This window comes from Streptomyces sp. NPDC059850 (assembly GCF_042731515.1).
Lineage (GTDB): Bacteria > Actinomycetota > Actinomycetes > Streptomycetales > Streptomycetaceae > Streptomyces.
On the sequence record NZ_JBHWJI010000024.1, the window covers coordinates 34,674 to 61,272 of the forward strand.

A 26,599-nucleotide genomic window follows, 5' to 3' on the forward strand; every position below is an offset into this window, starting at 1 on the left:
CGCACCACACCGCGATCCCTGGAGGTCCGCACCGTGTTCTCACCCGTCCCCCTCATCCGCACCGCCGTGACCTGCGGCGCGCTCGGCGCGCTGCTCACCGGCTCGCTGCTGGCCGCGCCCGCGCGGGCCGAGCCCGGAGCGCCGCGCACCGGCTTCGAGACCAGTCAGGGCGCGCGCTGGACGACCCAGGCAGAGGAGGCGGACTTCCTCGCGGCCGTCGACCGGGCCAGCGCGCGCGTCGCCGTCGACACCATCGGCACCACCGCGCAGGGCCGCCCCCTCAACCTGGTGCGGATCGGCGCCCCCGGGGCGCCCGCCGACCCGGCCCGGGCCGCGCGCGGAAACTCCCTGCTGCTCATCTGCTCCCAGCACGGTGACGAACCGTCAGGCCGCGAGGCCTGTCTGACCACCGTGCGCGACCTCGCCTACGCCAAGGACCGGAAGACCCGCCGCTTCCTGGAGCGTACGAACGTCCTGGTCGTGCCCACCGCCAACCCCGACGGCCGGGCCGCCGACACCCGGGGCAACTCCGACGGCACGGACATCAACCGCGACCACATCGCGCTCACCACCGCCGAGGCCCGCGCCATGACGCGCGTCATCCGCGACTGGCGGCCGGACACCGTCTACGACCTGCACGAGTACGGGGCCACCGTCCCGTACTACATGAAGGACCTGCTGGCCCTGTGGCCGCGCAACCTCAACACCGCCACCCCCGTCCACCACGAGGCGCGCGCCCTCGCGGACCGGTATGTACGCCCGCACGCCGAGGACGCGGGCTACTCCACCGGCGTCTACGGCATCTGGACCGACCCCGAAACGGGCGAGCCGGTCAAGCAGGTGGCGGGCGACGGCCAGGAGCGCATCCTGCGGAACACCGCCGGGGTCAAGAACACCATCGGGCAGCTCGTCGAGACCCGCGTCGACCCGCTCACCGACGCCGAGAAGGCCGACCCCGCCGTCAACAACAAGCGCCGGGTGGGCTCCCAACTCGCCGCCCTTGACGGTGCGTTCGACTTCGTGCGCGACCGGCGCCCGCGCATAGAGGCCGCGACGACGGCGGCCCGGCTGTCCGGCTACGCCGACCGGGGCCCGGTGTACCTCGGCGGCGCCGACAACGACCCGGCCGAGGCGGGCGAGGTGCTCCAGGACCCGCCGTGCGGCTACCGGCTGAGCGCCGCGCAGTACGCCGACGTACGGGATGAGCTGGGACTTCACGGGATACGGACGAAGGCGATCCGGGGCGCTGAGCGCGATGTCCTCGTACCGCTGCGGCAGCCGCTGCGGGCCCTCGTGCCGCTCCTGCTGGACGGCGGCGCAGCGTATCACCTCACCGCAGGTCAGCGCATGAACACGTGCTGACACAACAAGGATCGTATTGACATACGTATCCGACTACTGGGTAGCCGCATCTTCGTTCCATTAAACCCAGTGGAATCAAACACAGTGAAAGGTTTATGCGTGACGGAGACACAGAAGGACTCGGGGGACGTAAGAAACGACCCTCCGGTCACGGCAGACCTTCCCGGTAGTCCCGACCCGACTCCGGCTCCCCAGACCGACCGCATCGTGTTCGGCGTCTCCGCCGGTCTCACGCTCGCGTTCGTGGTCTGGGGAGCCCTGTTCACGGACACTCTGGAGAGTGCCTCGGACAGCATGCTGTCCGGACTGATCCACAACGGTGGCTGGGCGTTCATCCTCGCCGCCACCGGCTTTGTGATCTTCGCGCTGTGGCTGGCGATGAGCCGCTACGGCAAGATCACGCTCGGGAAGGAAGGCGAGGACCCCGAGTTCAAGACCGTCTCATGGGTCGCGATGATGTTCAGCGCGGGCATGGGCATCGGCCTGATGTTCTACGGGGTGAGTGAGCCGCTGGCGCACTTCATCACCCCGCCGCCGGGCACCGACCCCGGCACCGCGGCCGAGAAGATGCAGGTCGCCATGTCCACGACGCTGTTCCACTGGACGCTCCACCCGTGGGCGATCTACGCGGTCGTGGGCCTCGCCATCGCCTACAGCACCTTCCGCCGAGGCCGCCGCCAGACCATCAGCGCGGTCTTCACCCCGCTGATCGGCAGCAAGAACGCCAACGGCGCGGGCGGCCGCGTCATCGACATCCTCGCGATCTTCGCGACCCTCTTCGGCTCCGCCGCGTCCCTCGGGCTCGGCGCGCTGCAGATCGGCAGCGGTGTCGAGGTGCTGGGCTGGAAGAGCGACGTCGGCACCGGGCTGCTCGTCGCCGTGATCGCCATCCTGACGGTCGCGTTCATCGCCTCCGCCGTCTCGGGCGTCGCCAAGGGCATCCAGTGGCTGTCCAACATCAACATGGTCCTGGCGCTGTTCCTGGCCGTGTTCGTGTTCGTGGCCGGTCCCACGATCATCATCCTCGACCTGCTCCCGACCTCCATCGGCTCCTACGTCGGTGACCTGCCGCAGCTGGTCGGCCGTACCGAGGCCACCGGTGGCGACACCGTCGCGACCTGGCTGAGCGACTGGACGGTCTTCTACTGGGCGTGGTGGATCTCCTGGACGCCGTTCGTCGGCATGTTCATCGCGCGGATCAGCCGTGGCCGCACCATCCGGCAGTTCGTCGGCGGTGTGATCCTGGTTCCCAGCTCGGTCAGCCTCATCTGGTTCGCGATCTTCGGCGGCTCGTCGATGAAGCTCCAGGCCGCCGGGAAGCTCGGCAAGGAGACCACGCCTGAGGGCCAGCTGTTCGGCGTGCTGGAGCAGTACCCGATCGCGAGCGTCATGAGCATCATCGTGATGGTCCTCGTCGGTATCTTCTTCGTCTCCGGCGCGGACGCGGCCTCGATCGTGATGGGCACCCTCTCGCAGAAGGGCTCCTTCGAGCCGAGCCGCTTCGTCGTCATCTTCTGGGGCGTTGTCACGGGCGGCGTCGCGGCCGTCATGCTCCTGGTCGGCGGCGGCGGTGACGACGCGCTCACCGGATTGCAGAACCTGACGATCCTGGTGGCGGCGCCCTTCACCCTGGTGATGGTCGGACTGTGCTGGGCCCTGCTGAAGGACCTGCGCCGCGACCCGCTGATCGTACGGGGCGAGAAGGGCGAGGAAGCGGTCGAGATGGCCGTCATCGCCGGACACGAGAAGTACGACGGCGACTTCGAGATCCGGATCGGCCCGGCCGCTCCCGCCGAGAACATCGACGGTGCCGCCGGGACGGGCGAGGCCGCCTCCGAGTCCGACGACCGGGTCGGATCGAGCGAGACCTCGACGTCCCGCTAGCCCGCCCGCACCGCCACACGGGGCCGTCGCCACCGCACCCGGTGCGACGAAGCCTTCTCGCCGGACCCCTGCCGATGCCCCGCGCATCCCGGCCCGGGGTTCCGGCGAGAGGCGGACCCTGTGCCCCATCCGCTTTCCTCCCGCTATAGGCGAGTCGCGGTGCTCCTGCCCCGATGCGGGAATACTTGGGGCATGACCACCGAGTACGCCACATTCGGGCTGGCCCCGGCGATGCGCGCCGGCGGCGTCCTGTCCGACGGCGCGTACCAAACGCACCGCGATTTCCTGGACTTCGTGGTGGACGGCACCCCCCTCCTGCCGCGCCTCGCCGACCTCGACGCCGTCTCCCCGCTCGCCTCCGACCTCGGCCCCACCGTCTTCGCCGAACAGGTCCGCGGACTCCTGCTGGAGACCGAGCCGCCGCTCGACGGCGGACGGTACGTCATCTACGGCTGCCCCGAATGCGAAGGGCTCGCCTGCGGCGCGGTCACCGCCGTCATCGAACGGGACGGTCCCGACATCATCTGGCGGGACTTCCGCTGGCAGACCGACCGGGCCTTCGACCTCGACCCCGACCGCGACGGCTACCACGGCATCGGCCCCTACCGCTTCCACGGCGACCAGTACCGCGCCGAACTCGGCCGACTGCTCCTCACCGCCGACGCCCACGACCTCTCCGCCCACCGCCGCGTCCTCCTCATCGGCCGCCGCGCCGCCCTCCTCGCCAAGCTCGCCGCCGCCCTGCGGCGCACCGGCATCGGCGCCGAGATCACCCTCGACGCGGCGGGAGCCCACGCCGCCGAACTCCGCCGCTACGGCGTGGTGTTCTTCGGCCGGACGAGCCATCAGGACGAGCGCGACGCCGTCCGCGACGCCTTCGCGAAGGCCCGTTCCGACGCCGTCTTCATCACCGGCCTCGCCCCCATCGTCCCCCTGCTCGTCGCCCAGGTGGTACAGGCCCTCGACCCCACCCCCCAGGACCGCCGCCGCCTGGTCCGCCTGGCGGCGCGGGGTGGCGAAGCGCTGGTCGAGGTCGCCTCCGAATGCCGCGTCCGCCTCTCCGCCCACCGCCTGGACCGCCTCTCCCGCCCCCACACCCTCGACGTCCACGACGCCTCCCTGCCCCCGGGCGTCCACCGCCTGCTCCTGCCCCCGAAGGCGGCCCGCGGCGAGTCCTTCCTGGTGGCCTGCACGACGGACTCGGTCCTGACGGCGGCGGCTGTGCCGTAGGGCGGGTTCGGGTGCGGTTCCCGTGGGTGGTGGGTGCGGGCGCCGGGGCCTCCGGGGCAGGGTCCTGGACTCGTATATTTACGGCGCCGCCGCCCGGGAACGTGGGGTGAGCCGGAAGTCCACGGCGCCACAAATACACGTCGTCGTCCAGGACCCCACCCCTCCGACCCCGACCCCCTCCCGCCGTCCCCCAACCGCGCCCACCGGCCACGGTTCGGTCCGTTGTCCGCCCGCCCGGGGCCCCGCCGCGCCCATGCGGTCCCGATGCAGGGCTTCGGCGTAGTCGCGTGACGCCTGGATCGTGATGTTCTGTCAGTTCGGGGGTGTCCCGGAACGTGACAGGCACGGTTTCCAAGATCATGGAGTTCTCTACGCCCCGTGATCCGAGTGGAAGACCGTGCCTGCCGACGCGTCATCGCTGATCCCGCCTGCCCTTGACCAGCTCCGTGAGCATCCCAAGGTCGTGTCCGACGAGGTCCCGCGCCTGCTGGAGCGGCTGGCCGAGGTGCCCGGACCCACGTGACCCACGCGGCGTACGGCACGCTCTGGTTGCCGTGCTCGCACTGACCGCGTGCGCGGTTCTGGCGGGCGCGACCTCTGTGCTGGCGGTCAGTGAGTGGATCGCCGACGCTCCGCCGCACATCTTTCAACGCCTCGGCGTACGCCTCGACCCACTGTTCCCGAAGCGGTTCCTGCCTGCGGAATCGACGGTCCGGCGGCTGCTGGCCGCATCGACGGCGACGCGCTGGACCGGGCGGTCGGTCCTGGCCCAGCTGGACGTCGGCGAGAAGACGAACGAGATCACTACATCGTGATCGTCAAGAGCAACCAGAAGAAGCTGCGCCGACGGCTCAAGTCCCTTCCCTGGAAGGACATCCCGCTGCAGGGACGCACCCGGGGCATCGGCCACGGTCGCTCGGAGATCCGCCGGATCAAGGTCGCCACCGTGAACAACCTCGTCTTCCCCGGAGCCCGCCAGGCTGTCCAGATCAAGCGTCGGCGCACCGAGCTCAAGGACGGCAAGACCACCGTCAAGACGGTCTGCGCCGTCACCAGCCTGACCGCCGAGCAGGCCACCGCGGCCCGGCTCGCCGAACTAGTCCGCGACCACTGGAAGATCGAGGCCCTGCATCATGTCCGCGACACCACCTTCGCTGAGGACGCCTCCCAGCTGCGGACCGGCAATGCGCCCCGCGCGATGGCCACCTGGTGCAACCTCGCCATCGGAGCCCTCCGTACGGCCGGAGTGAAGAACATCGCGGCCGGCCTCCGCCGCAACGCCCGCGACCCTCGCCGCCCCCTTACACTCCTCGGCCTTTAATAATCACGAACCGGACGTTATGCGGCTACGGCGAAGCCCTGCCCTCACCGTCTCCAGGGTCTTCTCGGAACTCTCGCAACTCGTCATGTTCGAGGATCGCGAGGCAGACCTGTGCGGTGCGGGCGGCGGCCCCGATCCGGTCGTCCGCTGATGGGTGGGCCACCCACCGGACGAATGCTTCCGCTGTGCATGCGGTCCAACTGCCGGCGATCGTGCGTTCACAACAGCAGGTGGTCGAGGCAGAGGTTCAGTCCGGCCTCCAGATGTTCCGCGGAGCCGGTGGAGAGCAGGACGGTGACACCGCCTTGGACCGTGGCGATCACGGCTGCGGCCGTGCGGTCGGCGTCGATGGCTGGGTTGGCTTCGCCGGTCGCTTGCGTGGCCTCGATACCGGCTCGGACGCACTCTTGCCACCGCCGCACCAGTTGCGCCGTGACGGCCTGCGCGGCCGGGCTGTACCGGCCTACGTCAGCGATCAGCACCCCGAGCGGGCAGTGCAGCCCCTGGTCGCGGTAGCGCTCGACAATGAGGTCGCGCCACGCCTCCCAGGCCGCGCGCGAGGTGAGTTCGCTCAGGTACGGCTGCTGGTCGTCGAACACACGCTCGGCTTCTAGTTCGGCGACTGCGAGCAGAAGCTGTTCCCGGCCTTCCGGGAAGTAGTGGAACATTTGCCCCTTGCCGGTGCCGCTGCGCCGGCCCACGTCGTCAAGCGTGGTGGCGTTCGTGCCGCGTTCCCGGATCTCGGCTGCGGCGGCTTCGACGATACGCAGGCGGGTCACGGCGCCTTTCCTCGTGGTCACCGCCCAGAGTGTACTTGCAGGTACATTTTCTGGTGCCTACCTTCTGCCGCATGAAAGCGATAGTTGTCAGCGAAGCAGGGGGACCGGAGGTGCTGCGGCTGCGCGAGCGGCCGGCACCTCGTCCGGGCCGGGGAGAAGTTTTGGTGGACGTGCGCGTGGCGGGTGTGAACTTCTTCGACACCGCCATCCGCAGACAGGCCCTGGCCGAGGTGCCGGGCGCGGAAGGCGTCGGCGTGGTGGCGGAGACGGGTGAGGGCGTGCACGGGTTCGCCCCGGGTGACCGTGTCGCGTGGTTGACGATCAACAGCCACGGCAGCTACGCCGAGCAGATCGTGCTCCCCGCGGACGGTGCCGTCACGGTGCCCGACGCCGTCGACGACGAGACGGCCGCAGCCGTGCTCTTGCAGGGCCTGACCGCGCACCACTTCGCCACCGTGTCCCACCCGGTGCGACCGGGGGACGTCGCGCTCGTGCACGCCGCCGCCGGCGGGGTCGGGCTGATGCTCACCCAGATCATCAAGGCCCGCGGCGGCACCGTGATCGGCCTGGTGTCGCGGCCGGAGAAGGCCAGGTACGCCACCGGCGCGGGGGCCGACCACGTCCTGGTCTCCGCCGGTGACGCGTTCGTCGAGCCGGTGCGCGAGCTGACCGGCGGCGAGGGAGTGCACGTGGTGTTCGACGGTGCGGGCGCGACCACGTTCGCCGCATCGCTCCAAGTACTGCGCACGCACGGCACGATGGTGTTCTACGGGCCGCTGATCGGTGACGTGCCGACCATCGCGATGAACGACATCCCCCGCAGCACCCGCATCACCTACCCCGTGACCGAGGACCATATCCGCACCCCCGAACAACTCAAGGCGCGCACAGCCGAACTGTTCGCGCTCGTCGAGAAGGGCGAGCTGGTCGTCCGGATCGGCGGCCGCTACCCACTGGCGGAGGCGGCGAGGGCCCACGCGGACATCGAATCGCGAATGACCACCGGGAAACTGCTGTTGATCCCGTGACCGGTCACCGGTGGTGCAGCCTGGTGAGCGGTCGGCGACGCTGGGTGGGTCGAGAGGGCCAGTGGTCACCTACACGTTTCCGACCTCGGGACCGGTGAGCGCGCATGCTCATGTGTCGCGTATGCCGGTCCGCAGGAACGCGACCCGAAACCGCCCACTCGCCCTGCTCGGTCTCAGATGATCACGAACCGGACGTCACGCGACTACGCCGAGGCCCTGGGTCCCGATGCGGTCGGTCGTCCGCCCGCCCGGGGCCCCGACCCAAGGCGGGGCTCGGAGAGGGGCGGGGCTTCCGGGCCCCGGGCCCGATGCCCCGGTGGCGTGCGCCTCCTCGCGAATCCCCCGTGGGGTCCAGGGGCGGAGCCCATGGGTTCGGGAAGGGGCGGGGTGGGGGAAAAGGCCGGGCCCCATGCCCTGGGTGGCGGATAGGATCTACTGTCTGATGACTGCCACTCTCGTCGCCAAGGACCTGGCCGCCGGACACGGTGACCGCCCCCTCTTCTCCGGGCTCGACCTCGTCGTCGCCCCAGGCGAGGTCATCGGCCTCGTCGGGGTCAATGGCGCGGGGAAGTCGACCCTGCTGCGGCTGCTCGCCGGGCTCACCGACCCCGAGCAGGGCGCCATCCGGCTCAGCCCGCCGCACGCCACCGTGGGCCACCTCCCGCAGGAGCCCGAGCGGCGGGCGGGGGAGACCGTACGGGCGTTCCTGGCCCGCCGCACCGGCGTGGCCGCCGCGCAGGCCGACCTCGACGCCACCACCCAGGCGCTCGCGGACGGCGCACCCGGCGCGGACGACGCGTACGCCGTCGCCCTGGAGCGCTGGCTCTCGCTCGGCGCGGCCGACCTCGACGAACGCGCCGACGAGGTCGCCGCGTCCCTCGGGCTCGACATCTCGCTCGACCGCCCCATGACCGCCCTCTCCGGCGGCCAGGCGGCCCGCGCCGGTCTCGCCTCGCTGCTGCTCAGCCGGTACGACGTCTTCCTGCTCGACGAGCCGACGAACGACCTCGACCTCGACGGGCTCCAGCGCCTCGAAACGTTCGTCGGCGGACTGCGTGCCGGTACGGTGCTTGTCAGCCACGACCGCGAATTCCTCGCCCGTACCGTCGACAAGGTCCTCGAACTCGACCTGGCCCAGCAGCAGGTGAACCTGTTCGGCGGCGGCTACACCGCCTATCTGGAGGAGCGGGAGACCGCCCGCCGTCACGCCCGCGAACGCTACGAGGAGTACGCGGACACCCGCGCCTCCCTGGAGGCCCGGGCCCGTACCCAGCGCGCCTGGATGGAGAAGGGCGTCAAGAACGCCCGCCGCAAGGCCACCGACGGCGACAAGATCGCCCGGAACCACCGTGTCGAGTCCACCGAGAAGCAGGCCGCCAAGGCGCGCCAGACCGACCGGCTGATCGAGCGGATGGAGGTGGTGGAGGAGCCGCGCAAGGAGTGGGAACTGAAGATGGAGATCGCCGCCGCACCGCGCTCCGGCGCGGTCGTGGCGACCCTGCGCGGGGCCGAGGTGCGGCGCGGCGACTTCCACTTCGGCCCGGCCGACCTCCAGGTCGACTGGGCCGACCGGATCGCGGTGACCGGGGCGAACGGTTCAGGCAAGTCCACTTTGCTGGCTGCCCTGTTGGGCCGCCTTCCCCTGGACGAGGGCCATGCGTCACTCGGACCGGGGGTGGTGGTCGGGGAGGTCGACCAGGCCCGCGCGCTCTTCTTCGGCAGCGAGTCGCTGCTGGACGCCTTCGGCGCGGCCGCGCCGGAGATGGCGCCCGCGGACGTACGGACCCTGCTGGCCAAGTTCGGCCTCAAGGCCGCCCATGTACTGCGCCCCGCCTCCACGCTCTCCCCGGGGGAGCGCACCCGCGCGGCGCTGGCCCTGCTCCAGGCCCGAGGCGTCAACCTGCTGGTCCTGGACGAGCCCACCAACCACCTCGACCTGCCCGCGATCGAGCAACTGGAGTCCGCCCTCGCCTCCTACCAGGGCACGCTGCTGCTGGTCACCCACGACCGCCGCATGCTGGAAGCGGTCCACACCACCCGCCGCCTGAACGTAGCCGAGGGCCGCGTGGCTGAGTCCTGACCTCGGCACCCGACGCCCACTCACTGCCCGGGGCAGTGCTTCAGCGTCCAGCCGGTCCGGCGTTCGGGGCCCGCATCTCCGGGTGCTGGGCTTATCTAGCCCGTCCAGGGGGCACCTCCCAGCGGTAGCTGGGGGAGTTTGAGGACCAGGGTCCGGGGCGGAGCCCCGGCGGGGTCCAGGGGCAGCGCCCCTGGGTTCGGGAAGGGGCGGGGTGGGGGAGAACCCACCCCGCACCGGACACGGCTACCGCTTCTTGGGGTCCAGCAGACCCGCCCGCCGCAGCGCGTCCGCCATCGCCCCATTGGCAGGCGCGGCATCACGCCCGCCGCCGCCCCCGCCCCGCTGGCCGCCCCGCGAACCGCCACCGCCACCGCGCCCGCCGGCGCCACCGCGTCCGCCACCTTGGCGCTGCTTGGGCGCGGACCGACGTCCGTCACCACCGCCACCACCGCCGCCACCGGCCGGGGCGGCCTCGTCATCCAGCCGCAGCGTCAGCGAAATCCGCTTACGCGGAATGTCCACATCGAGGACCTTCACCCGCACGATGTCACCCGGCTTCACCACATCCCGCGGATCCTTGACGAACGTCTTGGACATCGCGGAGACGTGCACCAGCCCATCCTGGTGCACCCCGACATCCACGAACGCCCCAAAGGCCGCCACGTTCGTGATGACGCCCTCCAGGACCATCCCGGACGCCAGATCGCCGATCTTCTCTACGCCTTCCTTGAAGGTGGCCGTCTTGAAGGCGGGGCGCGGGTCACGGCCCGGCTTCTCCAGCTCCCTCAGGATGTCGGTGACGGTCGGCAGACCGAAGGCGTCGTCCACGAAATCATCCGCCCGAAGCGACCGCAGCGTGGCCGTGTTGCCGATGAGCGCGCTCACGTCCCCGCCCGTGGAGGCGATCATGCGGCGCACCACCGGGTAGGCCTCGGGGTGGACGCTGGAGCCGTCCAGCGGGTCGTCGCCGCCGCGGATGCGGAGGAAGCCCGCGCACTGCTCGTACGCCTTGGGGCCGAGCCGGGCCACGTCCTTGAGGGCCTTGCGGCTGCGGAAGGGCCCGTTGGTGTCGCGGTGGGTGACGATGTTCTCCGCGAGCCCGGCGCCGATGCCCGAGACCCGGCTGAGGAGCGGCGCGGAGGCGGTGTTGACGTCCACCCCGACCCCGTTCACACAGTCCTCGACGACCGCGTCGAGCGAACGCGACAGCTTCACCTCGGACAGATCGTGCTGGTACTGACCGACCCCAATCGACTTCGGATCGATCTTGACCAGCTCGGCCAGCGGGTCCTGGAGCCGCCGCGCGATCGACACCGCGCCGCGCAGCGAGACGTCGAGGTCCGGCAGCTCCTGGGAGGCGAAGGCGGAGGCGGAGTACACGGAGGCGCCCGCCTCGGAGACCATCACCTTGGTCAGCTTCAGCTCCGGGTGCTTGGTGCACAGGTCGCCCGCGAGCTTGTCGGTCTCCCGGGAGGCCGTGCCGTTGCCGATGGCGATCAGGTCGACGTCGTGCTCGCGGGCCAGCTTGGCGAGCCGGTCCAGTGACACGTCCCACTGGTTGCGCGGCACGTGCGGATAGATCGTGTCGGTCGCGGCCACCTTGCCGGTCGCGTCGACGATGGCCACCTTCACGCCCGTACGGAAGCCGGGGTCGAGACCCATCGTGGCGCGCGTGCCCGCCGGGGCGGCGAGCAGCAGATCGCGGAGGTTGGCGGCGAAGACCCGCACGGCCTCGTCCTCGGCGGCCTGCCGCAGCCGCAGCCGCAGATCGATGCCGAGGTGGACCAGGACACGGGTGCGCCAGGCCCACCGCACGGTGTCGGCCAGCCACTTGTCGGCCGGACGGCCTCGGTCGGCGATGCCGAAGCGGTGCGCGATGGACCGCTCGTACGAGGTGGGGCCGGGGTCCTCGGACGGCTCCTCCGGCTCCAGGGCGAGGTCCAGGACCTCTTCCTTCTCACCGCGGAACATCGCCAGCACCCGGTGCGAGGGCAGCTCGGTGAAGGGCTCGGAGAAGTCGAAGTAGTCGGCGAACTTGGCGCCCGCCTCCTCCTTGCCCTCCCGCACCTTGGTGGCGACCCGCCCGCGCGACCACATGCGCTCGCGCAGCTCACCGATGAGGTCCGCGTCCTCCCCGAACCGCTCGGTGAGGATCGCCCGCGCGCCCTCCAGCGCGGCGGCCGGGTCCGCGACGCCCTTCTCGGCGTCCACGAACGCGGCGGCGGCGGCCGTCGGCTCCACGGTCGGATCGCCGAGCAGCCCGTCGGCGAGCGGTTCGAGACCGGCCTCGCGGGCGATCTGCGCCTTCGTGCGGCGCTTCGGCTTGTAGGGGAGGTAGATGTCCTCCAGCCGGGCCTTGGAGTCGGCGGTGAGGATCTGCGCCTCCAGCGCCTCGTCCAGCTTCCCCTGCGACCTGACCGATTCGAGGATCGCGGTGCGCCGCTCCTCCAGCTCGCGCAGATAGCGCAGCCGCTCCTCCAGGGAGCGCAGCTGCGCGTCGTCGAGCATTTCCGTCGCTTCCTTGCGGTAGCGCGCGATGAACGGCACGGTAGAGCCGCCGTCGAGCAGCTCGACGGCGGCCTTGACCTGCCGTTCCCGTACGCCGAGTTCCTCGGCGATCCTGCCTTCGATGGACGTCGTCGTCACGATCACGCTCCGCTTTCGGTCTGCACTGCCTCTGCATTGTGGCAGGTGGCACTGACGAAGCGGTCATGGACGACGTGTTCGGCGGGTGTCGGAGGGGCCCGGAAGGGGGCGTACGGTCAGATGTGCCTGCGGCGGCGTGCGCCGCCCGCCGTGTCGGCGGCCCCGCCGAACAGCCGGGCAAGGGCACGGAACGGAAGCGTCACCACCGTGGCGATCGCGGATCCGATGGCACGGAGCACATCGGCGATAGCTCGCAACACTTCAGACCTCCCTATGAGGGTCGGGAGCAGGTCGGCAGCCGCCGCCGGGCGCCGCACGTACGCGGAGCACGGGCACTCGCCTGCGTGCGCGGCGCGCGGTTGGGCGCCCGGTGAAAGGGCGGCCGATCACTCAACAAGCGGGTATCCCGCCCCGCTCCCCGCAAACCCGCCCCCGCCCTCGGGGGAAGCGTCAGCCCTTGCCCAGGAGGTCCGCCGGGAAGGCGCCCGACTCCATGGCCTGCGTCGTGAACGCCCCGGCCAGCTCCGCCAGCCGGGCCACCCCGGCCGCGCCCAGGTGCTCGTACGGGGCGGCGTCCAGGCGGTCCGTCTCGGCCTCCAGCCACTCGCGCTGGTCGATGCCCGCCTGCGTCAGCTCGCCCGCCTCGTCCAGCAGCCCGCGTGCCCGCAGCCGGTCCTGCCCGGCGGCCAGCTCCTCGGCCGACCAGCCACGGGTCGCCAGAAGCCACTTCGGGGACATGCCCTTGCCGGTCGCCGCGTGGCTGACCATGGCCTCCACCCCGTCGAGCCCGGCGGCGACGAGGGTCATCAGATGGGTGTCGCCGCGGTGCTCGCGCAGCAGCGTGGCGGCGTGCCACAGGGCCAGGTGCGGGGCCTCGGGCACGGGCAGGTCGGCGTGGGCGGCGTACAGGGGGCGCGCGGAGCGGGAACACGCCTCGGTGGCGCGCAGCGCCAGCTCGGCCGCCTCGGCCATCTCCTTCGAGGCCAGCGCGTCGTCTCCGAGCAGCCGCCGCAGTACGGAGTCGGCGGCCCGCAGCCGGGCCGCCAGGGCGGCCTCGGGGGAGACCACGTCCCAGGCGCGCGGGATGTGGCGGGCGACCAGGTCGTGCTTGAAGTTGTAGAAGGTCGCGGTGACGGTCCCGGCGCCCACCCGGCCGAACGCCGCCGCACGGCCCACGAAGTAGACGGCGCCGCGCTCCTCCAGGCCCAGTTCGGCCAGCTCCTTGGCGTAGTCCGGGGCGAAGTAGACACAGGAGTGGAGCGGATTGACGACGGAGTGGCAGCGCCGTACGGCGCGCTCGGGAAGAGTGGTCATGGGCCGCACGCTACCGGCTGGTAAGAAAGGCTGTCAGCCGGGTCCGGAAGCCCAGGTCCGGGGTGGGCTCCGGCGACCGTCAGGCGACCGGCGGGGTCCATCCGAAGCGCGGCGCCCGGCGCTCCAGGAAGGCGGCGATCCCCTCCCCGGCCTCCCCGCTGGCCCCCGCCTGCGCCTGCCAGTACGCGACGCGCTCCGCGTCGGCGGGCCCGGCGGCGAACTCCTTGGCCGCCGCCTGGGTGAGCTGCGACCGGGACACCAGCACCCGCGTGAACTCCGCGGTCCGCTTGTCCAGCTCACCGGTCGGCAGCACCTCGTCGACCAGCCCGGTGCGCAGCGCCCGCGCGGTGTCGATCAGCTCGCCCGAGAACAGCAGGTACTTGGCGGCGGCCGGTCCGATCAGCTCCACCAGCCGCCGGGTGGAGCCGGGGGAGTAGACGATGCCGAGCTTGGCCGGGGTGATCCCGAAGAGCGTGCCCTCCTCCGCGAACCGCAGATCGCAGGCGGCCGCCAACTGGCAGCCGCCGCCCACGCAGTAGCCGCGCACCGCGGCCAGCGTCGGCTTGGGGAACGCCGCGAGGGCTTCCTCGGCGGGTAGCGCGAGGCCCGTCGTCTCCTCATACGTCGCGGTGAGCGAACCGATGTCGGCGCCCGCGCAGAAGGTGTCCCCGTGGCCGGTGAGCACGAGGGCCCGTACGGCGGGGTCGGCGGCGAACTGGTCGAGCAGCGGGGGCAGTGCCCGCCACATGGCGGGGGTCAGCGCGTTGCGCTTGGCGGGATTGCGGATGACGACGGTCGCTATGCCGTCCGAGACGTCGTGCCGCAGGCAGGGCTCCATGCGGCGGATCGTATCCGGGCCGGAGCACTGGGCGAGGGTCAAGCCATAGGCACCAGGGGGCGACATCCAGACGGGCAGGAACAGTCGAGCGAGTGACCCTGGCATACGCCAACGAACAAAAGCGGTCGATAGGCGTGAAGTTACGTCAACTCCGCCGGTCCGTACCTGACCGTTCCCAACACTCGACCCGAGAGGTCGAGCCGTGGCGATGGGTGGGTGTCGGGCATGGAGATCGTCGGGAGAGCCGAACAGGGGCACGCCCCGCCGCGCGGACCGGCGGTCGGCGCGGTCGGTGAGGGGGTGTGGCGGTTCACCGCTCCGGCCCTGGAGACCTCCGTACCGCAGGCCCGGCACGCGGTGCGGGATCTGCTGATCCATCAGGGGGTGTCCGGGCACGGCGATCTGGTGCCGAATCTGCTGCTGATCGTCTCCGAGCTGGTCACCAACGCGGTGCGGCACGCGGCGCTGCTCTCCCCGCAGATCGCCGTCGAGGTGTCGATCCGCCGGGGCTGGGTGCGGGTCGCCGTCGAGGACAACCATCCGTACCGGCCCAGACCCCTGGAGCTGGAGACGGACCAGGACCGGACCGGCGGCCGCGGACTGCTGCTGGTGCGGGCGATCGCGGAGGAGTCCGGCGGGCGGTACGACGTCGATCACACGGCGAGCGGCGGCAAGGCGGTCTGGGCGACCCTGCCGCTGACCCAGGCCGCCCCGGGACCCACCCCGGGCGGAGGGCTCACCAGCCTGCGGCCGCCCCGGTCAGCTCCCGGATCGCCGGCCGGGCCGCGTCCAGCACGGTCATGAACCAGGCCGAGAACGGGCCCTCCGCGTGCAGCTTCGCCAGCTCGTCCGGCGTGACGAAGGCGGTCTCGCCGATCTCCCGCGGATCCGGCCGAGGCGTGTCCTTCAGCAGCCCGACGAACAGGTGGTTGTACTCCTGCTCGACCAGCCCCGAGGCCGGGTCCGGATGGTTGTAGCGGACCGTGCCCGCCTCACCGAGCAGCGCGGGCGCGACGCCCAGCTCCTCGCCGGTCCGGCGGGACGCGGCTACGAACGGCGGCTCGCCGGGGTACGGATGGCCGCAGCAGGTGTTCGACCACACGCCGGGGGAGTGGTACTTGCCCAGGGCGCGGCGCTGGAGCAGCAGCCGCCCCTGCGCGTCGAAGAGGAATACGGAGAACGCCCGGTGCAGCTGCCCCGGCGCCAGGTGCGCGGACAGCTTCTCCGCGGTGCCGATCGTGGTGCCGTCCTCATCGACCAGTTCAAGCATGATCGATTCCGGCGAGCCGTTCGTCGCGGGGGACGCGGCGGTCTCGGCGGAAGGGCCGCTGGCGGGTGTGATCGGCATGACCGTCCTCATAGTTCCGACTTTGGCCCCCAAGTCTGCCGCACTCATGCACGTGTCACTGGCACAGCCGGGCTTCGTGATCAGCATGTCCACCCGGTTCCAGCTGAAACGTGCAGTGTGTGACGTCGAAATGCTTCCCTAGACATCCCTGGAGATTGTGCAGCAGCCGCTCATGACTCACCGCGTCGAGCACCGGCCGATCGACCACCACATGGGCGGAGAGCACCGGCATTCCGGAGGTGATCGTCCATACGTGGAGATCGTGCAGCCCCTCCACTCCGGGCAGGTCGAGGATGTGGGCGCGCACCGCGGCCATGTCGACATCCCTGGGCGCCGCCTCCAGGAGGACATTCAGCGTCTCCCGGAGCAGGGCGTACGTACGCGGCACGATCATGAGCGCGATCCCGAGCGAGGCGATCGGATCGGCCGCCTGCCACCCCGTGGCCACGATGATCCCGGCCGACACCAGCACCGCGACCGATCCCAGGGCGTCCGCCAGCACCTCCAGGAACGCGCCCCGCACGTTCAGGCTCTCCCGCTGCCCGCCCCGCAGCAGGGCCAGCGACACCAGGTTCGCGGCCAGCCCGACCGCCCCGAAGACGATCACCAGACGGCCCTGGGTGGCGGCGGGGTCGAGGAGGCGCAGCACCGCCTCGCAGAGGATGTAGCCGCCGACGCCGAACAGCAGCAGACAGTTCCCCAGCGCCGCCAGGATCTCGGCGCGCGCGTAGCCGTACGTACGCCGCGGGCTCGGCGGGCGCCCCGCGAAGTGGATCGCCAGCAGCGCCATGGCCAGACCGAGCGCGTCCGTCGCCATGTGCCCGGCGTCCGCCAGCAGCGCGAGCGAATCGGCGAGCAGCCCGCCGACGATCTCCACGACCATCACGGTGACGGTGATGACCAGCGCGAGCCGCAACCGCCACCGGTGCCCGGCGCCCGCGGTGCGGTGGTCATGACCTGCGCCCATGTCGGTACGGCCCTCCTGCCCGGCGCGGCCCCCGCACCCAGTGAACTACGCGGGGACCATGACCCGGGCGGGCCGTACCGCCGACCGGCCGCAGCCGTTTACCCCTGGCGCGCCTCGGGGTGGTGGTGGCGCCAGCCCTTCCAGGCCGATTCGACCATCGCGCGTACCCCGTGCCGGGCGCTCCAGCCCAGCTCCTTGGTGATCAGGTCGGTCGATCCGACGACCCGGGCCGGGTCGCCCGGGCGGCGCGGCCCGACCACGGGGGCGGGCTCGGGGCGGCCGGTGACCTCGGCGATCAGGTCGGCCATCTCGCGCACCGAGACGCCCTGACCGGTGCCGATGTTCACCGTCAGATCGCCCGCGCCCGGGGACGCGGCGAGTCGGCGGGCCACGGCGAGGTGGGCGGAGGCCAGGTCCTCTACATGGATGTAGTCGCGGATACAGGTGCCGTCCGGGGTCGGATAGTCGTCACCGAAGATCCTCGGGGCCTCCCCATGTGTGATCCGCTCGAACATCATCGGGATGATGTTGAACACTCCGGTGTCGGCCAGCTCGGGCCGCGTGGCACCCGCCACATTGAAGTAGCGCAGACAGGCCGTAGAGATCGAATGCGCCGCTCCCACGGCCCTGACCAGCCATTCTCCGGCGAGCTTGGTCTCTCCGTACGGGTTCATCGGCACGCACGGGGTGTCCTCGGTGACCAGTTCCACATCCGGCATGCCGTAGACGGCGGCGGAGGAGGAGAAGAGGAAGCTGCCGATCCCGGCGTCGGCCACGGCCTCCAGCAGCACGGTGAGCCCGTGCACATTCTCCCGGTAGTACCGCAGCGGCTGCTCGACCGACTCTCCGACCTGCTTCTTCGCCGCCAGATGCACCACGCCGGTGATGTCCAGCTCGGCGAACGTACGGTCCAGCAGCTCACGGTCGAGCGTGGAGCCGCGTACGAGCGGAACGTCCTCGGGCAGCCGCCCGGGGATTCCGCTGGAGAGGTCGTCGAGCACGGCCACCCGCTCACCGGCCTGGGTCATCGCCCGCACGACATGCGCCCCGATATATCCGGCACCACCTGTGATCAGCCACGTCATGACGGCACCCTATCCACAGGTCAGGGCGGCGTCCGTTTGTCGAGGGGACACGCCATCCACCATGATGATCGGCGGCGCGCGGAAGCGGTCGTTCCCCCGATCGTGTGGTGAATGCGCGGTGAACGGCTGCTTCCATCGATCCGATAGCCTCTGCCGACATGCCGCCCGCCCCACCCGGGACCGGGATGCGCGATGCCCCCTGTTCCGACTGTTCCGAGGGCTCCAGGCCTGTGCCAGAGCGGCGCGGCCACATGTCAGCTGCCAAGGAGTGAGTTCGTCTGTCGACCGCGATTCTCACCGGTGCTCCGGTCGCCGGCTCGTCTCTCCAGGACGACCTGCGGTCGCTGGGTTTCGACGTGCGCACGGCGACCGGCGCGGACGGGGTGGCGACGGAGCTGGCCGCCGTCCCGCCGCGTGAGCGGGTGGCCCTCGTCGATCCCCGTTTCGTCGGTCACGGCCACGCCCTGCGGCTGGCGCTGACCGACCCCCGCTTCCCCGCGGCCGCCGTGCCCGGCGCGCTGACGGCGCAGCCGGAGGCCCGGGCCGCGCTCACCCGCGCGGTGACGTCCGCCGCCGCCCCGGACGCCGCCGTGCCGAGCGCGCTCGCGGGCGCCGGGTCGGTGGCGACGATCGCCAGCGCGGAGGAAACGAGGGCCGAGGAAGCGGCGGCCGAGGAAGTGGCGGAAGCCCGTACGCCCTCCCTCGTGGACGACATCGCCGCCGCCCTCGACGCCGAAGGCGTCGCCCCGCACCGGCCCGAGCTGGGCGTGCTCGTCGCGACCGTGCCCGCGGACGCGGAGCGGCGGGCGGCGGCGCTGGCGGAGACCGCGGCCGTGGACGAGGAGAAGGTGCGGCTGCGCACCGCCGTGAAGGGGCGCGACGGCTTCTTCACGACCTTCTGTGTCAGCCCCTACTCCCGCTACATCGCCCGCTGGTGTGCCCGCCGAGGGCTGACGCCCAATCAGGTCACCACGGCCTCCCTCCTCACCGCCCTGATCGCGGCGGGCTGCGCCGCCACCGGCACCCGGCCCGGGTTCATCGCGGCCGGACTGCTGCTGATCGCCTCGTTCGTCCTCGACTGCACCGACGGCCAGCTGGCCCGCTACTCGCTGCAGTACTCCACCCTCGGCGCCTGGCTGGACGCCACGTTCGACCGGGCCAAGGAGTACGCGTACTACGCGGGCCTCGCCCTCGGCGCGGCGAATGCCGATGGCGACGACGTATGGGCGCTCGCGCTGGGCGCGATGGTGCTCCAGACCTGCCGCCACGTCGTGGACTTCTCGTTCAACGAGGCCAATCACGACGCCACCGGCAACAGCAGCCCCACCGCCGCCCTCTCCGACCGCCTCAACAGCGTCGGCTGGACGGTCTGGGTGCGGCGCATGATCGTGCTGCCGATCGGCGAGCGCTGGGCGATGATCGCGGTGCTGACCGCGCTCACCACGCCCCGGATCACCCTCTACGTCCTGATCATCGGCTGTGCGCTGGCCGCCTGCTACACCACCGCCGGGCGCGTGCTGCGCTCGCTCACCCGCAAGGCGCGGCGCACCGACCGGGCCGCCCAGGCCCTCGCCGACCTCGCCGACTCGGGCCCGCTGGCGGAGCTGGGCGCCAAGGCCACCGCCCACCGGCCGTCCGCGTATCTGGCCCCCGTCACGGCCGCCCTCGGCAGCGCGGCGCTCGTCGCCGGTGCCGCCGCGCTGCCCGCCGGGTCCTGGCTCGCCGTCGCGGCCGCCGCGCTGTACGCCGTCCTCGGGGGCTGCGCCGTCGCCGCACCGCTGAAGGGCCCGCTCGACTGGCTGGTGCCGCCGCTCTTCCGGGCCGCCGAGTACGGAACCGTCCTCATCCTCGCCGCCCGGTCGGAGGTAAACGGAGCGTTGCCTGCTGCTTTCGGGCTGGTGGCGGCCGTCGCCTACCATCACTACGACACGGTGTACCGCATCCGCGGCGGCACCGGGGCGCCCCCGCACTGGCTGGTGCGGGCGATAGGCGGGCACGAGGGGCGGATCCTGGTGGTCACGGCCATCGCCGCGCTGTCGCTCGGCCGGAGCCAGGGCGGCCCGACCCAAGGTTTCACCATCGCGCTGACCGCGCTCGCCGTGGTCATCGCGCTGACGGTGCTCATCGAGAGCATCCGCTTCTGGGTGTCCTCCGGAGCACCCGCTGTCCACGACGAAACAGGAGAACCCGCATGATCGGCCTCGTGCTGGCGGCCGGCGCCGGACGGCGTCTGCGCCCCTACACCGACACCCTCCCCAAGGCCCTGGTGCCGGTCGACGGTGAGACCACCGTCCTCGACCTCACCCTCGGCAACTTCGCGGAGGTCGGCCTGACCGAGGTCGCGATCGTGGTCGGCTACCGCAAGGAAGCGGTCTACGAGCGCAAGGAGGCCCTGGAGCAGAAGTACGGCCTCAAGCTCACCCTGATCGACAACGACAAGGCCGAGGAGTGGAACAACGCCTACTCCCTGTGGTGCGCCCGTGACGCGATCAAGCACACCGTGATCCTCGCCAACGGCGACACCGTGCACCCGGTCTCCGTCGAGAAGACCCTGCTCGCCGCGCAGGGCAACGGCCAGAAGATCATCCTCGCGCTCGACACGGTGAAGCAGCTCGCCGACGAGGAGATGAAGGTCGTCGCGGACCCCGCCAAGGGCGTCCAGAAGATCACCAAGCTGATGGACCCGGCCGAGGCGACCGGCGAGTACATCGGCGTCACCCTCATCGAGGGCGACGCCGCGGCCGACCTCGCCGACGCCCTGAAGACCACCTTCGAGCGCGACCCCGACCTCTACTACGAGGACGGCTACCAGGAGCTGGTCAACCGCGGCTTCAAGGTCGACGTGGCCCCGATCGGCGACGTCAAGTGGGTCGAGATCGACAACCATGACGACCTGGCGAAGGGCCGTGAAATCGCGTGCCAGTACTGACGAGGCTCATCCCCTCGCCGCTCGTCGTCGACATCCGCGCGGGCGCCCTGGACGACCTGGCGGACGTCCTGGCCGACCAGCGGATCTCGTCCTCCGGCAAGCTCGCCGTCGCGATCAGCGGCGGCTCCGGGGCCGTGCTGCGCGAGCGGCTGGCCCCGGCGCTGCCGGGCGCGAGCTGGTACGAGGTGGGCGGCGGCACCCTCGATGACGCGATCAAGCTCGCCGACCGGATGAAGTCCGGCCACTACGACGCGGTCGTGGGACTCGGCGGTGGCAAGATCATCGACTGTGCGAAGTTCGCCGCGGCGCGCATCGGCCTCCCGCTGGTCGCCGTCGCCACGAACCTCTCGCACGACGGTCTGTGCTCACCGGTCGCGACCCTCGACAACGACGCGGGCCGCGGCTCGTACGGCGTGCCCAACCCGATCGCCGTGGTCATCGACCTCGATGTGATCCGCGAGGCCCCGGTCCGCTTCGTCCGCTCCGGCATCGGCGACGCGCTCTCCAACATCTCGGCGGTCCGGGACTGGGAGCTGTCCAACCGCGAGACGGGCGAGCAGATCGACGGGCTCGCGGCCGCCATGGCACGCCAGGCGGGCGAGGCCGTGCTGCGCCACCCCGGCGGCGTCGGCGACGACAGCTTCCTCCAGGTGCTGGCCGAGGGCCTGGTCCTCACCGGCATCTCGATGTCGGTCGCGGGCGACTCCCGTCCGGCGTCCGGCGCCTGCCACGAGATCAACCACGCCTTCGACCTCATGTTCCCCAAGCGCGCGGCGAGCCACGGCGAGCAGTGCGGGCTCGGCGGGGCGTTCGCGATGTACCTGCGCGGGGAGCACGAGCAGTCGGCGTTCATGGCCGAAGTGCTGCACCGGCACGGTCTTCCGGTGCTGCCCGAGGAGATCGGCTTCACCGTGGACGAGTTCGTCCAGGTCGTGGAGTACGCGCCGAAGACCCGCCCCGGGCGCTACACGATCCTCGAGCACCTCGACCTCTCTTCCGACGCGATCAGGGACGCTTACGCCGACTATGCCAAAGCAGTCAGTCAAGCCATCAGTGGCTGAACTCCGCCCGGTCGTTCACCCCGTGGGGGTGAAGGACCGGCGGAGCGGTGAGCACTGGGCCGGGCGCCTGTACATGCGGGAGATCTCGCTGCGCTGCGACCGGCACCTGGTGAACACCCGGGTGACGCCCAACCAGCTGACGTATCTGATGACCGTCTTCGGTGTCCTCGCGGCCCCGGCCCTGCTGGTGCCGGGGATCGCGGGCGCCGTGCTCGGTGTGCTGATGGTCCAGCTCTACCTGCTGCTGGACTGCGTCGACGGCGAGATAGCCCGCTGGAAGAAGCAGTTCTCGCTGAGCGGTGTGTACCTGGACCGGGTCGGCGCCTACCTGTGCGACGCCGCGGTGCTCGTCGGCTTCGGTCTGCGCGCTGCCGACCTGTGGGGTTCCGGGCGGATCGACTGGCTGTGGGCGTTCCTCGGCACCCTCGCCGCGCTCGGCGCCGTCCTGATCAAGGCCGAGACCGACCTCGTCGGGGTCGCCCGGCACCAGGGCGGTCTTCCCCCGGTCAAGGAGGCGGCGTCCGAGCCGCGCTCGTCCGGGATGGCGCTGGCCCGCAAGGCGGCCGCGGCGCTCCAGTTCCACCGGCTGATCCTGGGGATCGAGGCGTCGCTGCTCGTCCTCGCGCTGGCGGTCGTGGACCAGGTGCGCGGCGACCTCTTCTTCACCCGGCTGGGTGTGGCCGTGCTCGCCGGTATCGCTTTGGTGCAAACACTGCTTCACCTGGTGTCCATCCTCGCGTCGAGCAGGCTCAAGTGACGGGCGGCACGATGAAGGTCGGAGCGGTTGTCCTGACGATGGGCAACCGCCCCGAGGAGCTGCGCGCGCTGCTCGACTCGGTCGCCAAGCAGGACGGCGACCGCGTCGAGGTGGTCGTCGTGGGCAACGGCTCACCGCTTCCGGCGCTCCCCGAGGACGTACGGACCGTCGAGCTGCCCGAGAACGTGGGCATCCCGGCGGGGCGCAACGTCGGCATCGAGGCGTTCGGACCGGGCGGTCGCGACGTCGACGTGCTGCTGTTCCTGGACGACGACGGTCTGCTGCCGGGCACCGACACGGCCGAGCTGTGCCGTGCGGCGTTCGCCGGCGACCCGGAGCTGGGCATCATCTCCTTCCGTATCGCCGACCCCGACACGGGCGTCACCCAGCGCCGCCATGTGCCCCGGCTGCGCGCCGCCGACCCGATGCGCTCCTCGCGGGTCACCACCTTCCTCGGTGGTGCCAACGCGGTCCGCACCGAGGTCTTCGAGCAGGTCGGAGGGTTGCCGGACGAGTTCTTCTACGCCCATGAGGAGACCGATCTGGCCTGGCGGGCGCTGGACGCGGGATGGATGATCGACTACCGGTCGGACATGGTGCTGCACCACCCGACCACCGCGCCGAGCCGCCACGCGGTCTACCACCGCATGGTGGCGCGCAACCGGGTCTGGCTGGCCCGGCGAAACCTTCCGGCCCTGCTCGTACCCGTGTATCTGGGTGTCTGGCTGCTGCTCACGCTGGCCAGGCGTCCCTCCAAGACCGCGCTGCGTGCCTGGCTGGGCGGTTTCCGCGAAGGCTGGAAGACCCCTTGCGGTCCACGGCGCCCCATGAAGTGGCGTACGGTATGGCGCCTGACCCGACTGGGCCGGCCTCCTGTCATCTGACAAGCTCGTATCAGATACGCATCGAGCGCGACCGGGGCGCGGCCCCGCTCAGCGCACCCTGAAGACGAAAGTGTCAACTGTGAGCGAGACTACGCACGACAGTGCGGTCGCCGTGAGTGCTCCGCCCTCACCCGACGACGGCCTGTCCCCGGCCGAGCTGGCGAAGAAGTACGGCCTGTCGGTGAGCGGCGCCCGGGTGGGCCTCGGGGCGTACATCCGCCAGATGTGGGGCCGCCGCCACTTCATCCTGGCGTTCTCCCAGGCCAAGCTGACCGCGCAGTACAGCCAGGCCAAGCTGGGTCAGCTGTGGCAGGTGGCGACGCCGCTCCTGAACGCGCTGGTGTACTACCTCATCTTCGGGCTGCTGCTGAGCACCAGCCGGGGGATGTCGCACGAGGTCTTCATTCCGTTCCTGGTGACCGGTGTCTTCGTCTTCACCTTCACCCAGAACTCGGTCCTCGCGGGTGTGCGGTCGATCTCGGGCAATCTCGGCCTGGTCAGGGCGCTGCACTTCCCACGGGCCTCGCTGCCGATCTCGTTCTCGCTCCAGCAGCTCCAGCAGCTGCTGTTCTCGATGATCGTGCTGGTCGTCATCATGGTGTCCTTCGGCAGCTACCCCGGCTGGTCGTGGCTGCTGGTGATCCCGGCGCTGACGCTGCAGTTCGTGTTCAACACCGGTCTCTCGCTCATCGTCGCCCGGATGGGCGCCAAGACGCCGGACCTCGCGCAGCTGATGCCGTTCCTGCTGCGGACGTGGATGTACGCGTCCGGGGTCATGTTCAGCATCCCGCACATGCTGGAGGAGAAGAACGTGCCCGGCTGGGTCACCGATATCCTGCAGTGGAACCCTGCGGCCGTCTACATGGACCTCATCCGGTTCTCGCTGATCGACGGATACGGCGCGTCGAACCTGCCGGACCACGTCTGGGCCTTCGCGCTCGGCTGGGCGGTCGTGATCGGCGCGGCGGGCTTCGTGTACTTCTGGAAGGCGGAGGAGCAGTACGGCCGTGGCTGAACAGACATTGGAAACCACCGTCGAGCCTCCCGCGCCCGCCGAGGCGCGGGTGCCCACCGTCATCGCGGACGATGTGCACATCGTCTACCGCGTCAACGGGGGGCCCAAGGGCCGTGGCAGCGCCACCGCCGCGCTGAGCCGCATCATGCGCCGTAAGGGTTCCCCCGGTCTGCGTGAGGTGCACGCCGTGCGCGGGGTGACCTTCGTGGCCTACCGGGGTGAGTCGATCGGTCTGATCGGCTCCAATGGCTCGGGCAAGTCGACCCTCCTGAAGGCCGTGGCGGGCCTCCTGCCGACCGAGCGCGGCAGCGTCTACACCGATGGCCAGCCGTCGCTGCTGGGCGTCAACGCGGCCCTGATGAACGACCTCACCGGTGAGCGGAACGTCATACTGGGCGGTCTGGCCATGGGGATGTCGCGGGAGCAGGTCCGCGAGCGGTATGAGGACATCGTGGACTTCTCGGGCATCAACGAGAAGGGTGATTTCATCACCCTCCCGATGCGGACGTACTCCTCCGGCATGGCGGCCCGCCTCCGCTTCTCCATCGCGGCGGCCAAGGACCACGACGTGCTGATGATCGACGAGGCCCTGGCGACCGGTGACCGGAAGTTCCAGAAGCGCTCCGAGGCCCGCATCCGGGAGCTGCGCAAGGACGCCGGAACGGTCTTCCTGGTCAGCCACAACAACAAGTCGATCCGGGACACCTGTGACCGGGTGCTGTGGCTGGAGAAGGGCGAGCTGCTGATGGACGGCCCGACGGACGAGGTCATCAAGGCCTACGAGAAGGAGACCGGCAAGTAGCCGGCAGCTCGCCGGTGTGCGGCCGAAAACTCACGAAGGGCCGGGGCCGCCGGGCGGTCCCGGCCCTTCGGCGTGCACCCGTCCTGTGGAAAAGCTCACGCACTGTCACCCCGCCCACTAAGGTGGTGGTCAGAAGGGTCCATCAGGCTTACGGGGGATGACATATGCAAAGCGGAAGCTGTATTCCGCATCGGGGGAGGGACCTGGTGAACACACGTCCACCAGGTCGTGACGCAGAGGTACTGCCGCTGCCGCTGTTCACTAAACGGAGGCGCTGTATCGTGTGCGTGTACGCCGGGTTGCCGAGCGGCGGGGTATGAGGGAGGGGGACGCGTGTCGCCAGGGGAAGCGCACGTCGCACCGTACTCACGGCGTGAGCGGTTGCGCATCGCGACCATCCGCGAAATCAAGGACGTCGCCCGGACGCTCCTGGTTCAGGAGGGCCCGGAGAATGTGACCATCCGGGCCATCGCCCGTGAGATGGGCATGACCGCGCCGGCCGTCTATCGCTACTTCAGCAGCCGGGACGCGCTGATCCTGCAGTTGCGGGTGGACATCTTCGCGGAAATGGCCCGCTATATGCGCGGGGTCATCGGGCAGCTCCCCGAGGGCGAGCCCGGTCGCAGACTGATCGGCGGTGCCCGGGCGTTGCGCGTCTGGGCCATCAAGCACCCCCATGAGTTCGGGCTGATCCTCGGACCCTGGGCCCCGGGCCTCGGGCGCGAGGAGACCAAGCCGGAGCGCACCATGGGCTGGGTCTTCGGGTCCGTCTTCTCCGACCTGGTCTCCGACCTGTGGCGGGTGCGGGGCTTCCCCGCTCCCGAGGAGGACGAGCTGGATCCGGCGCTCGCCCGTCAGCTGGGGGCGCTCAGCGAGGACCAGGGCGTCGACATGCCGCCGGGCGCCATCGCCGTCATGCTGCGCTGCTGGGCGCGGTTGTACGGGGTGATCTCCATGGAGGCGCTGGGGCACATGTCGTTCGGGCTCTCGGAGGGGAAGTCGTTTTTCGAGTTCGAGCTGCGCGACCTGTGCACCATGCTGGACATCACCGAGTTCTACGACGAGGAGGCCTGACCCGGCCGCTGCCGGGCAGGTCCGGGGGTCTCGGCCGGGGTGTGGTTCCGTACGCGTGTGCGCCGGGGGCGTAAGCTGTGCCCATGCCCAACCGGATCATGTCGGACGTGTGCGGCTGTCCCCTGTTCGGGGGTGCGCGGCCGTCCGCCGTTGACGTATCGGCGCGGCGTGTCCGGATCGTGCCGACCCTGGTAA

General features: G+C 70.8%; 24 protein-coding genes and 1 pseudogene. 17 read left to right on the top strand and 8 right to left on the bottom strand.

The window, feature by feature from the left end:
• The first annotated feature begins 33 nt into the window (after positions 1–33).
• The 6 genes and pseudogenes from ACFV9T_RS21205 to ACFV9T_RS21230 form a co-directional block, all read left to right on the top strand.
• Entirely contained in the window at positions 34–1,362 is a 1,329-nt protein-coding gene (locus ACFV9T_RS21205; RefSeq protein ID WP_385442558.1) for a M14 family metallocarboxypeptidase, read from the top strand.
• Between the two features lie 99 nt (positions 1,363–1,461).
• Positions 1,462–3,246 carry a BCCT family transporter gene (locus ACFV9T_RS21210; protein WP_385442561.1) on the top strand — a complete coding sequence of 595 codons (1,785 nt, stop codon included), beginning with the start codon at positions 1,462–1,464 and terminating at the stop codon, positions 3,244–3,246.
• A gap of 192 nt (positions 3,247–3,438) precedes the next feature.
• The gene (locus tag ACFV9T_RS21215; RefSeq protein WP_385442563.1) at positions 3,439–4,476 is read left to right on the top strand and encodes an oxidoreductase; all 1,038 of its coding nucleotides are present in this window, start codon (positions 3,439–3,441) and stop codon (positions 4,474–4,476) included.
• Between the two features lie 397 nt (positions 4,477–4,873).
• Positions 4,874–4,999 (top strand): hypothetical protein, encoded by a 126-nt coding sequence (locus ACFV9T_RS21220; RefSeq protein WP_385442565.1) that lies wholly within the window; start codon positions 4,874–4,876, stop codon positions 4,997–4,999.
• A 31-nt stretch (positions 5,000–5,030) separates the two neighbouring features.
• Complete coding sequence (locus ACFV9T_RS21225; RefSeq protein ID WP_385442566.1) at positions 5,031–5,291, top strand: transposase family protein; 261 nt, start codon at positions 5,031–5,033, stop codon at positions 5,289–5,291.
• Positions 5,288–5,641 (top strand): annotated as a pseudogene (locus ACFV9T_RS21230) (ISAs1 family transposase); the annotation flags it as partial. The gene ACFV9T_RS21225 and the pseudogene ACFV9T_RS21230, both read left to right, overlap by 4 nt.
• Before the next feature lie 374 nt (positions 5,642–6,015).
• Here the strand turns inward: ACFV9T_RS21230 and ACFV9T_RS21235 are convergent.
• Positions 6,016–6,576, bottom strand: a complete 561-nt coding sequence (locus tag ACFV9T_RS21235; RefSeq protein WP_385442568.1) for a TetR/AcrR family transcriptional regulator — start codon at positions 6,574–6,576, stop codon at positions 6,016–6,018.
• Between the two features lie 71 nt (positions 6,577–6,647).
• Between ACFV9T_RS21235 and ACFV9T_RS21240 the strand changes: the two genes are divergently transcribed.
• Both ACFV9T_RS21240 and ACFV9T_RS21245 read left to right on the top strand, forming a co-directional pair.
• The gene (locus ACFV9T_RS21240) at positions 6,648–7,604 is read left to right on the top strand and encodes a quinone oxidoreductase family protein (RefSeq protein WP_385442570.1); all 957 of its coding nucleotides are present in this window, start codon (positions 6,648–6,650) and stop codon (positions 7,602–7,604) included.
• A gap of 442 nt (positions 7,605–8,046) precedes the next feature.
• On the top strand, positions 8,047–9,684 hold the full coding sequence (locus tag ACFV9T_RS21245) for an ABC-F family ATP-binding cassette domain-containing protein (RefSeq protein WP_385442572.1): 1,638 nt from the start codon (positions 8,047–8,049) through the stop codon (positions 9,682–9,684).
• A 243-nt stretch (positions 9,685–9,927) separates the two neighbouring features.
• Here the strand turns inward: ACFV9T_RS21245 and ACFV9T_RS21250 are convergent, their stop codons facing one another.
• The 4 genes from ACFV9T_RS21250 to ACFV9T_RS21265 form a co-directional block, all read right to left on the bottom strand.
• Positions 9,928–12,333: a Tex family protein gene (locus tag ACFV9T_RS21250; protein ID WP_385442715.1), complete on the bottom strand. Its 2,406-nt coding sequence runs from the start codon at positions 12,331–12,333 to the stop codon at positions 9,928–9,930.
• A 113-nt stretch (positions 12,334–12,446) separates the two neighbouring features.
• Positions 12,447–12,590, bottom strand: a complete 144-nt coding sequence (locus ACFV9T_RS21255) for an LPFR motif small protein (protein WP_385442574.1) — start codon at positions 12,588–12,590, stop codon at positions 12,447–12,449.
• A gap of 190 nt (positions 12,591–12,780) precedes the next feature.
• Complete coding sequence (locus ACFV9T_RS21260; protein WP_385442576.1) at positions 12,781–13,644, bottom strand: hypothetical protein; 864 nt, start codon at positions 13,642–13,644, stop codon at positions 12,781–12,783.
• A 79-nt stretch (positions 13,645–13,723) separates the two neighbouring features.
• A complete protein-coding gene (locus ACFV9T_RS21265; protein ID WP_385442579.1) occupies positions 13,724–14,482 on the bottom strand; it encodes an enoyl-CoA hydratase/isomerase family protein in 759 nt (252 codons plus the stop codon).
• A 225-nt stretch (positions 14,483–14,707) separates the two neighbouring features.
• Between ACFV9T_RS21265 and ACFV9T_RS21270 the strand changes: the two genes are divergently transcribed.
• On the top strand, positions 14,708–15,286 hold the full coding sequence (locus ACFV9T_RS21270) for an ATP-binding protein (RefSeq protein WP_385442580.1): 579 nt from the start codon (positions 14,708–14,710) through the stop codon (positions 15,284–15,286).
• On the opposite strand, the gene idi is transcribed toward ACFV9T_RS21270, so the two are convergent.
• The 3 genes from idi to galE form a co-directional block, all read right to left on the bottom strand.
• Positions 15,219–15,830: an isopentenyl-diphosphate Delta-isomerase gene (gene idi, locus ACFV9T_RS21275; protein ID WP_385442583.1), complete on the bottom strand. Its 612-nt coding sequence runs from the start codon at positions 15,828–15,830 to the stop codon at positions 15,219–15,221. The two genes, ACFV9T_RS21270 and idi, sit on opposite strands and share 68 nt — an antisense overlap.
• A 55-nt stretch (positions 15,831–15,885) precedes the next feature.
• On the bottom strand, positions 15,886–16,797 hold the full coding sequence (locus tag ACFV9T_RS21280) for a cation diffusion facilitator family transporter (protein WP_385442584.1): 912 nt from the start codon (positions 16,795–16,797) through the stop codon (positions 15,886–15,888).
• A 98-nt stretch (positions 16,798–16,895) separates the two neighbouring features.
• Entirely contained in the window at positions 16,896–17,882 is a 987-nt protein-coding gene (gene galE / locus ACFV9T_RS21285) for a UDP-glucose 4-epimerase GalE (RefSeq protein WP_385442586.1), read from the bottom strand.
• A gap of 278 nt (positions 17,883–18,160) precedes the next feature.
• Between galE and ACFV9T_RS21290 the strand changes: the two genes are divergently transcribed.
• The 8 genes from ACFV9T_RS21290 (at position 18,161) to ACFV9T_RS21325 (ending at position 26,404) form a co-directional block, all read left to right on the top strand.
• On the top strand, positions 18,161–20,077 hold the full coding sequence (locus ACFV9T_RS21290) for a DUF5941 domain-containing protein (protein ID WP_385442716.1): 1,917 nt from the start codon (positions 18,161–18,163) through the stop codon (positions 20,075–20,077).
• Positions 20,074–20,811: a phosphocholine cytidylyltransferase family protein gene (locus ACFV9T_RS21295; RefSeq protein WP_361479031.1), complete on the top strand. Its 738-nt coding sequence runs from the start codon at positions 20,074–20,076 to the stop codon at positions 20,809–20,811. Before ACFV9T_RS21290 ends, ACFV9T_RS21295 begins: the two co-directional genes overlap by 4 nt.
• Complete coding sequence (locus ACFV9T_RS21300; protein ID WP_385442589.1) at positions 20,799–21,872, top strand: iron-containing alcohol dehydrogenase family protein; 1,074 nt, start codon at positions 20,799–20,801, stop codon at positions 21,870–21,872. Before ACFV9T_RS21295 ends, ACFV9T_RS21300 begins: the two co-directional genes overlap by 13 nt.
• Positions 21,838–22,629, top strand: coding sequence for a CDP-alcohol phosphatidyltransferase family protein (locus ACFV9T_RS21305; RefSeq protein ID WP_385442591.1), 792 nt, complete (start codon positions 21,838–21,840; stop codon positions 22,627–22,629). The genes ACFV9T_RS21300 and ACFV9T_RS21305 overlap by 35 nt, the downstream gene beginning before the upstream one ends.
• Positions 22,630–22,640: 11 nt before the next feature.
• Positions 22,641–23,513 (top strand): glycosyltransferase family 2 protein, encoded by an 873-nt coding sequence (locus tag ACFV9T_RS21310; protein WP_385442717.1) that lies wholly within the window; start codon positions 22,641–22,643, stop codon positions 23,511–23,513.
• Positions 23,514–23,592: 79 nt separating this feature from the next.
• A complete protein-coding gene (locus ACFV9T_RS21315; RefSeq protein WP_385442593.1) occupies positions 23,593–24,528 on the top strand; it encodes an ABC transporter permease in 936 nt (311 codons plus the stop codon).
• Entirely contained in the window at positions 24,521–25,330 is an 810-nt protein-coding gene (locus tag ACFV9T_RS21320) for an ABC transporter ATP-binding protein (protein ID WP_385442596.1), read from the top strand. Before ACFV9T_RS21315 ends, ACFV9T_RS21320 begins: the two co-directional genes overlap by 8 nt.
• Positions 25,331–25,663: 333 nt before the next feature.
• Entirely contained in the window at positions 25,664–26,404 is a 741-nt protein-coding gene (locus ACFV9T_RS21325; protein ID WP_385442598.1) for a TetR/AcrR family transcriptional regulator, read from the top strand.
• Positions 26,405–26,599: the final 195 nt, after the last annotated feature.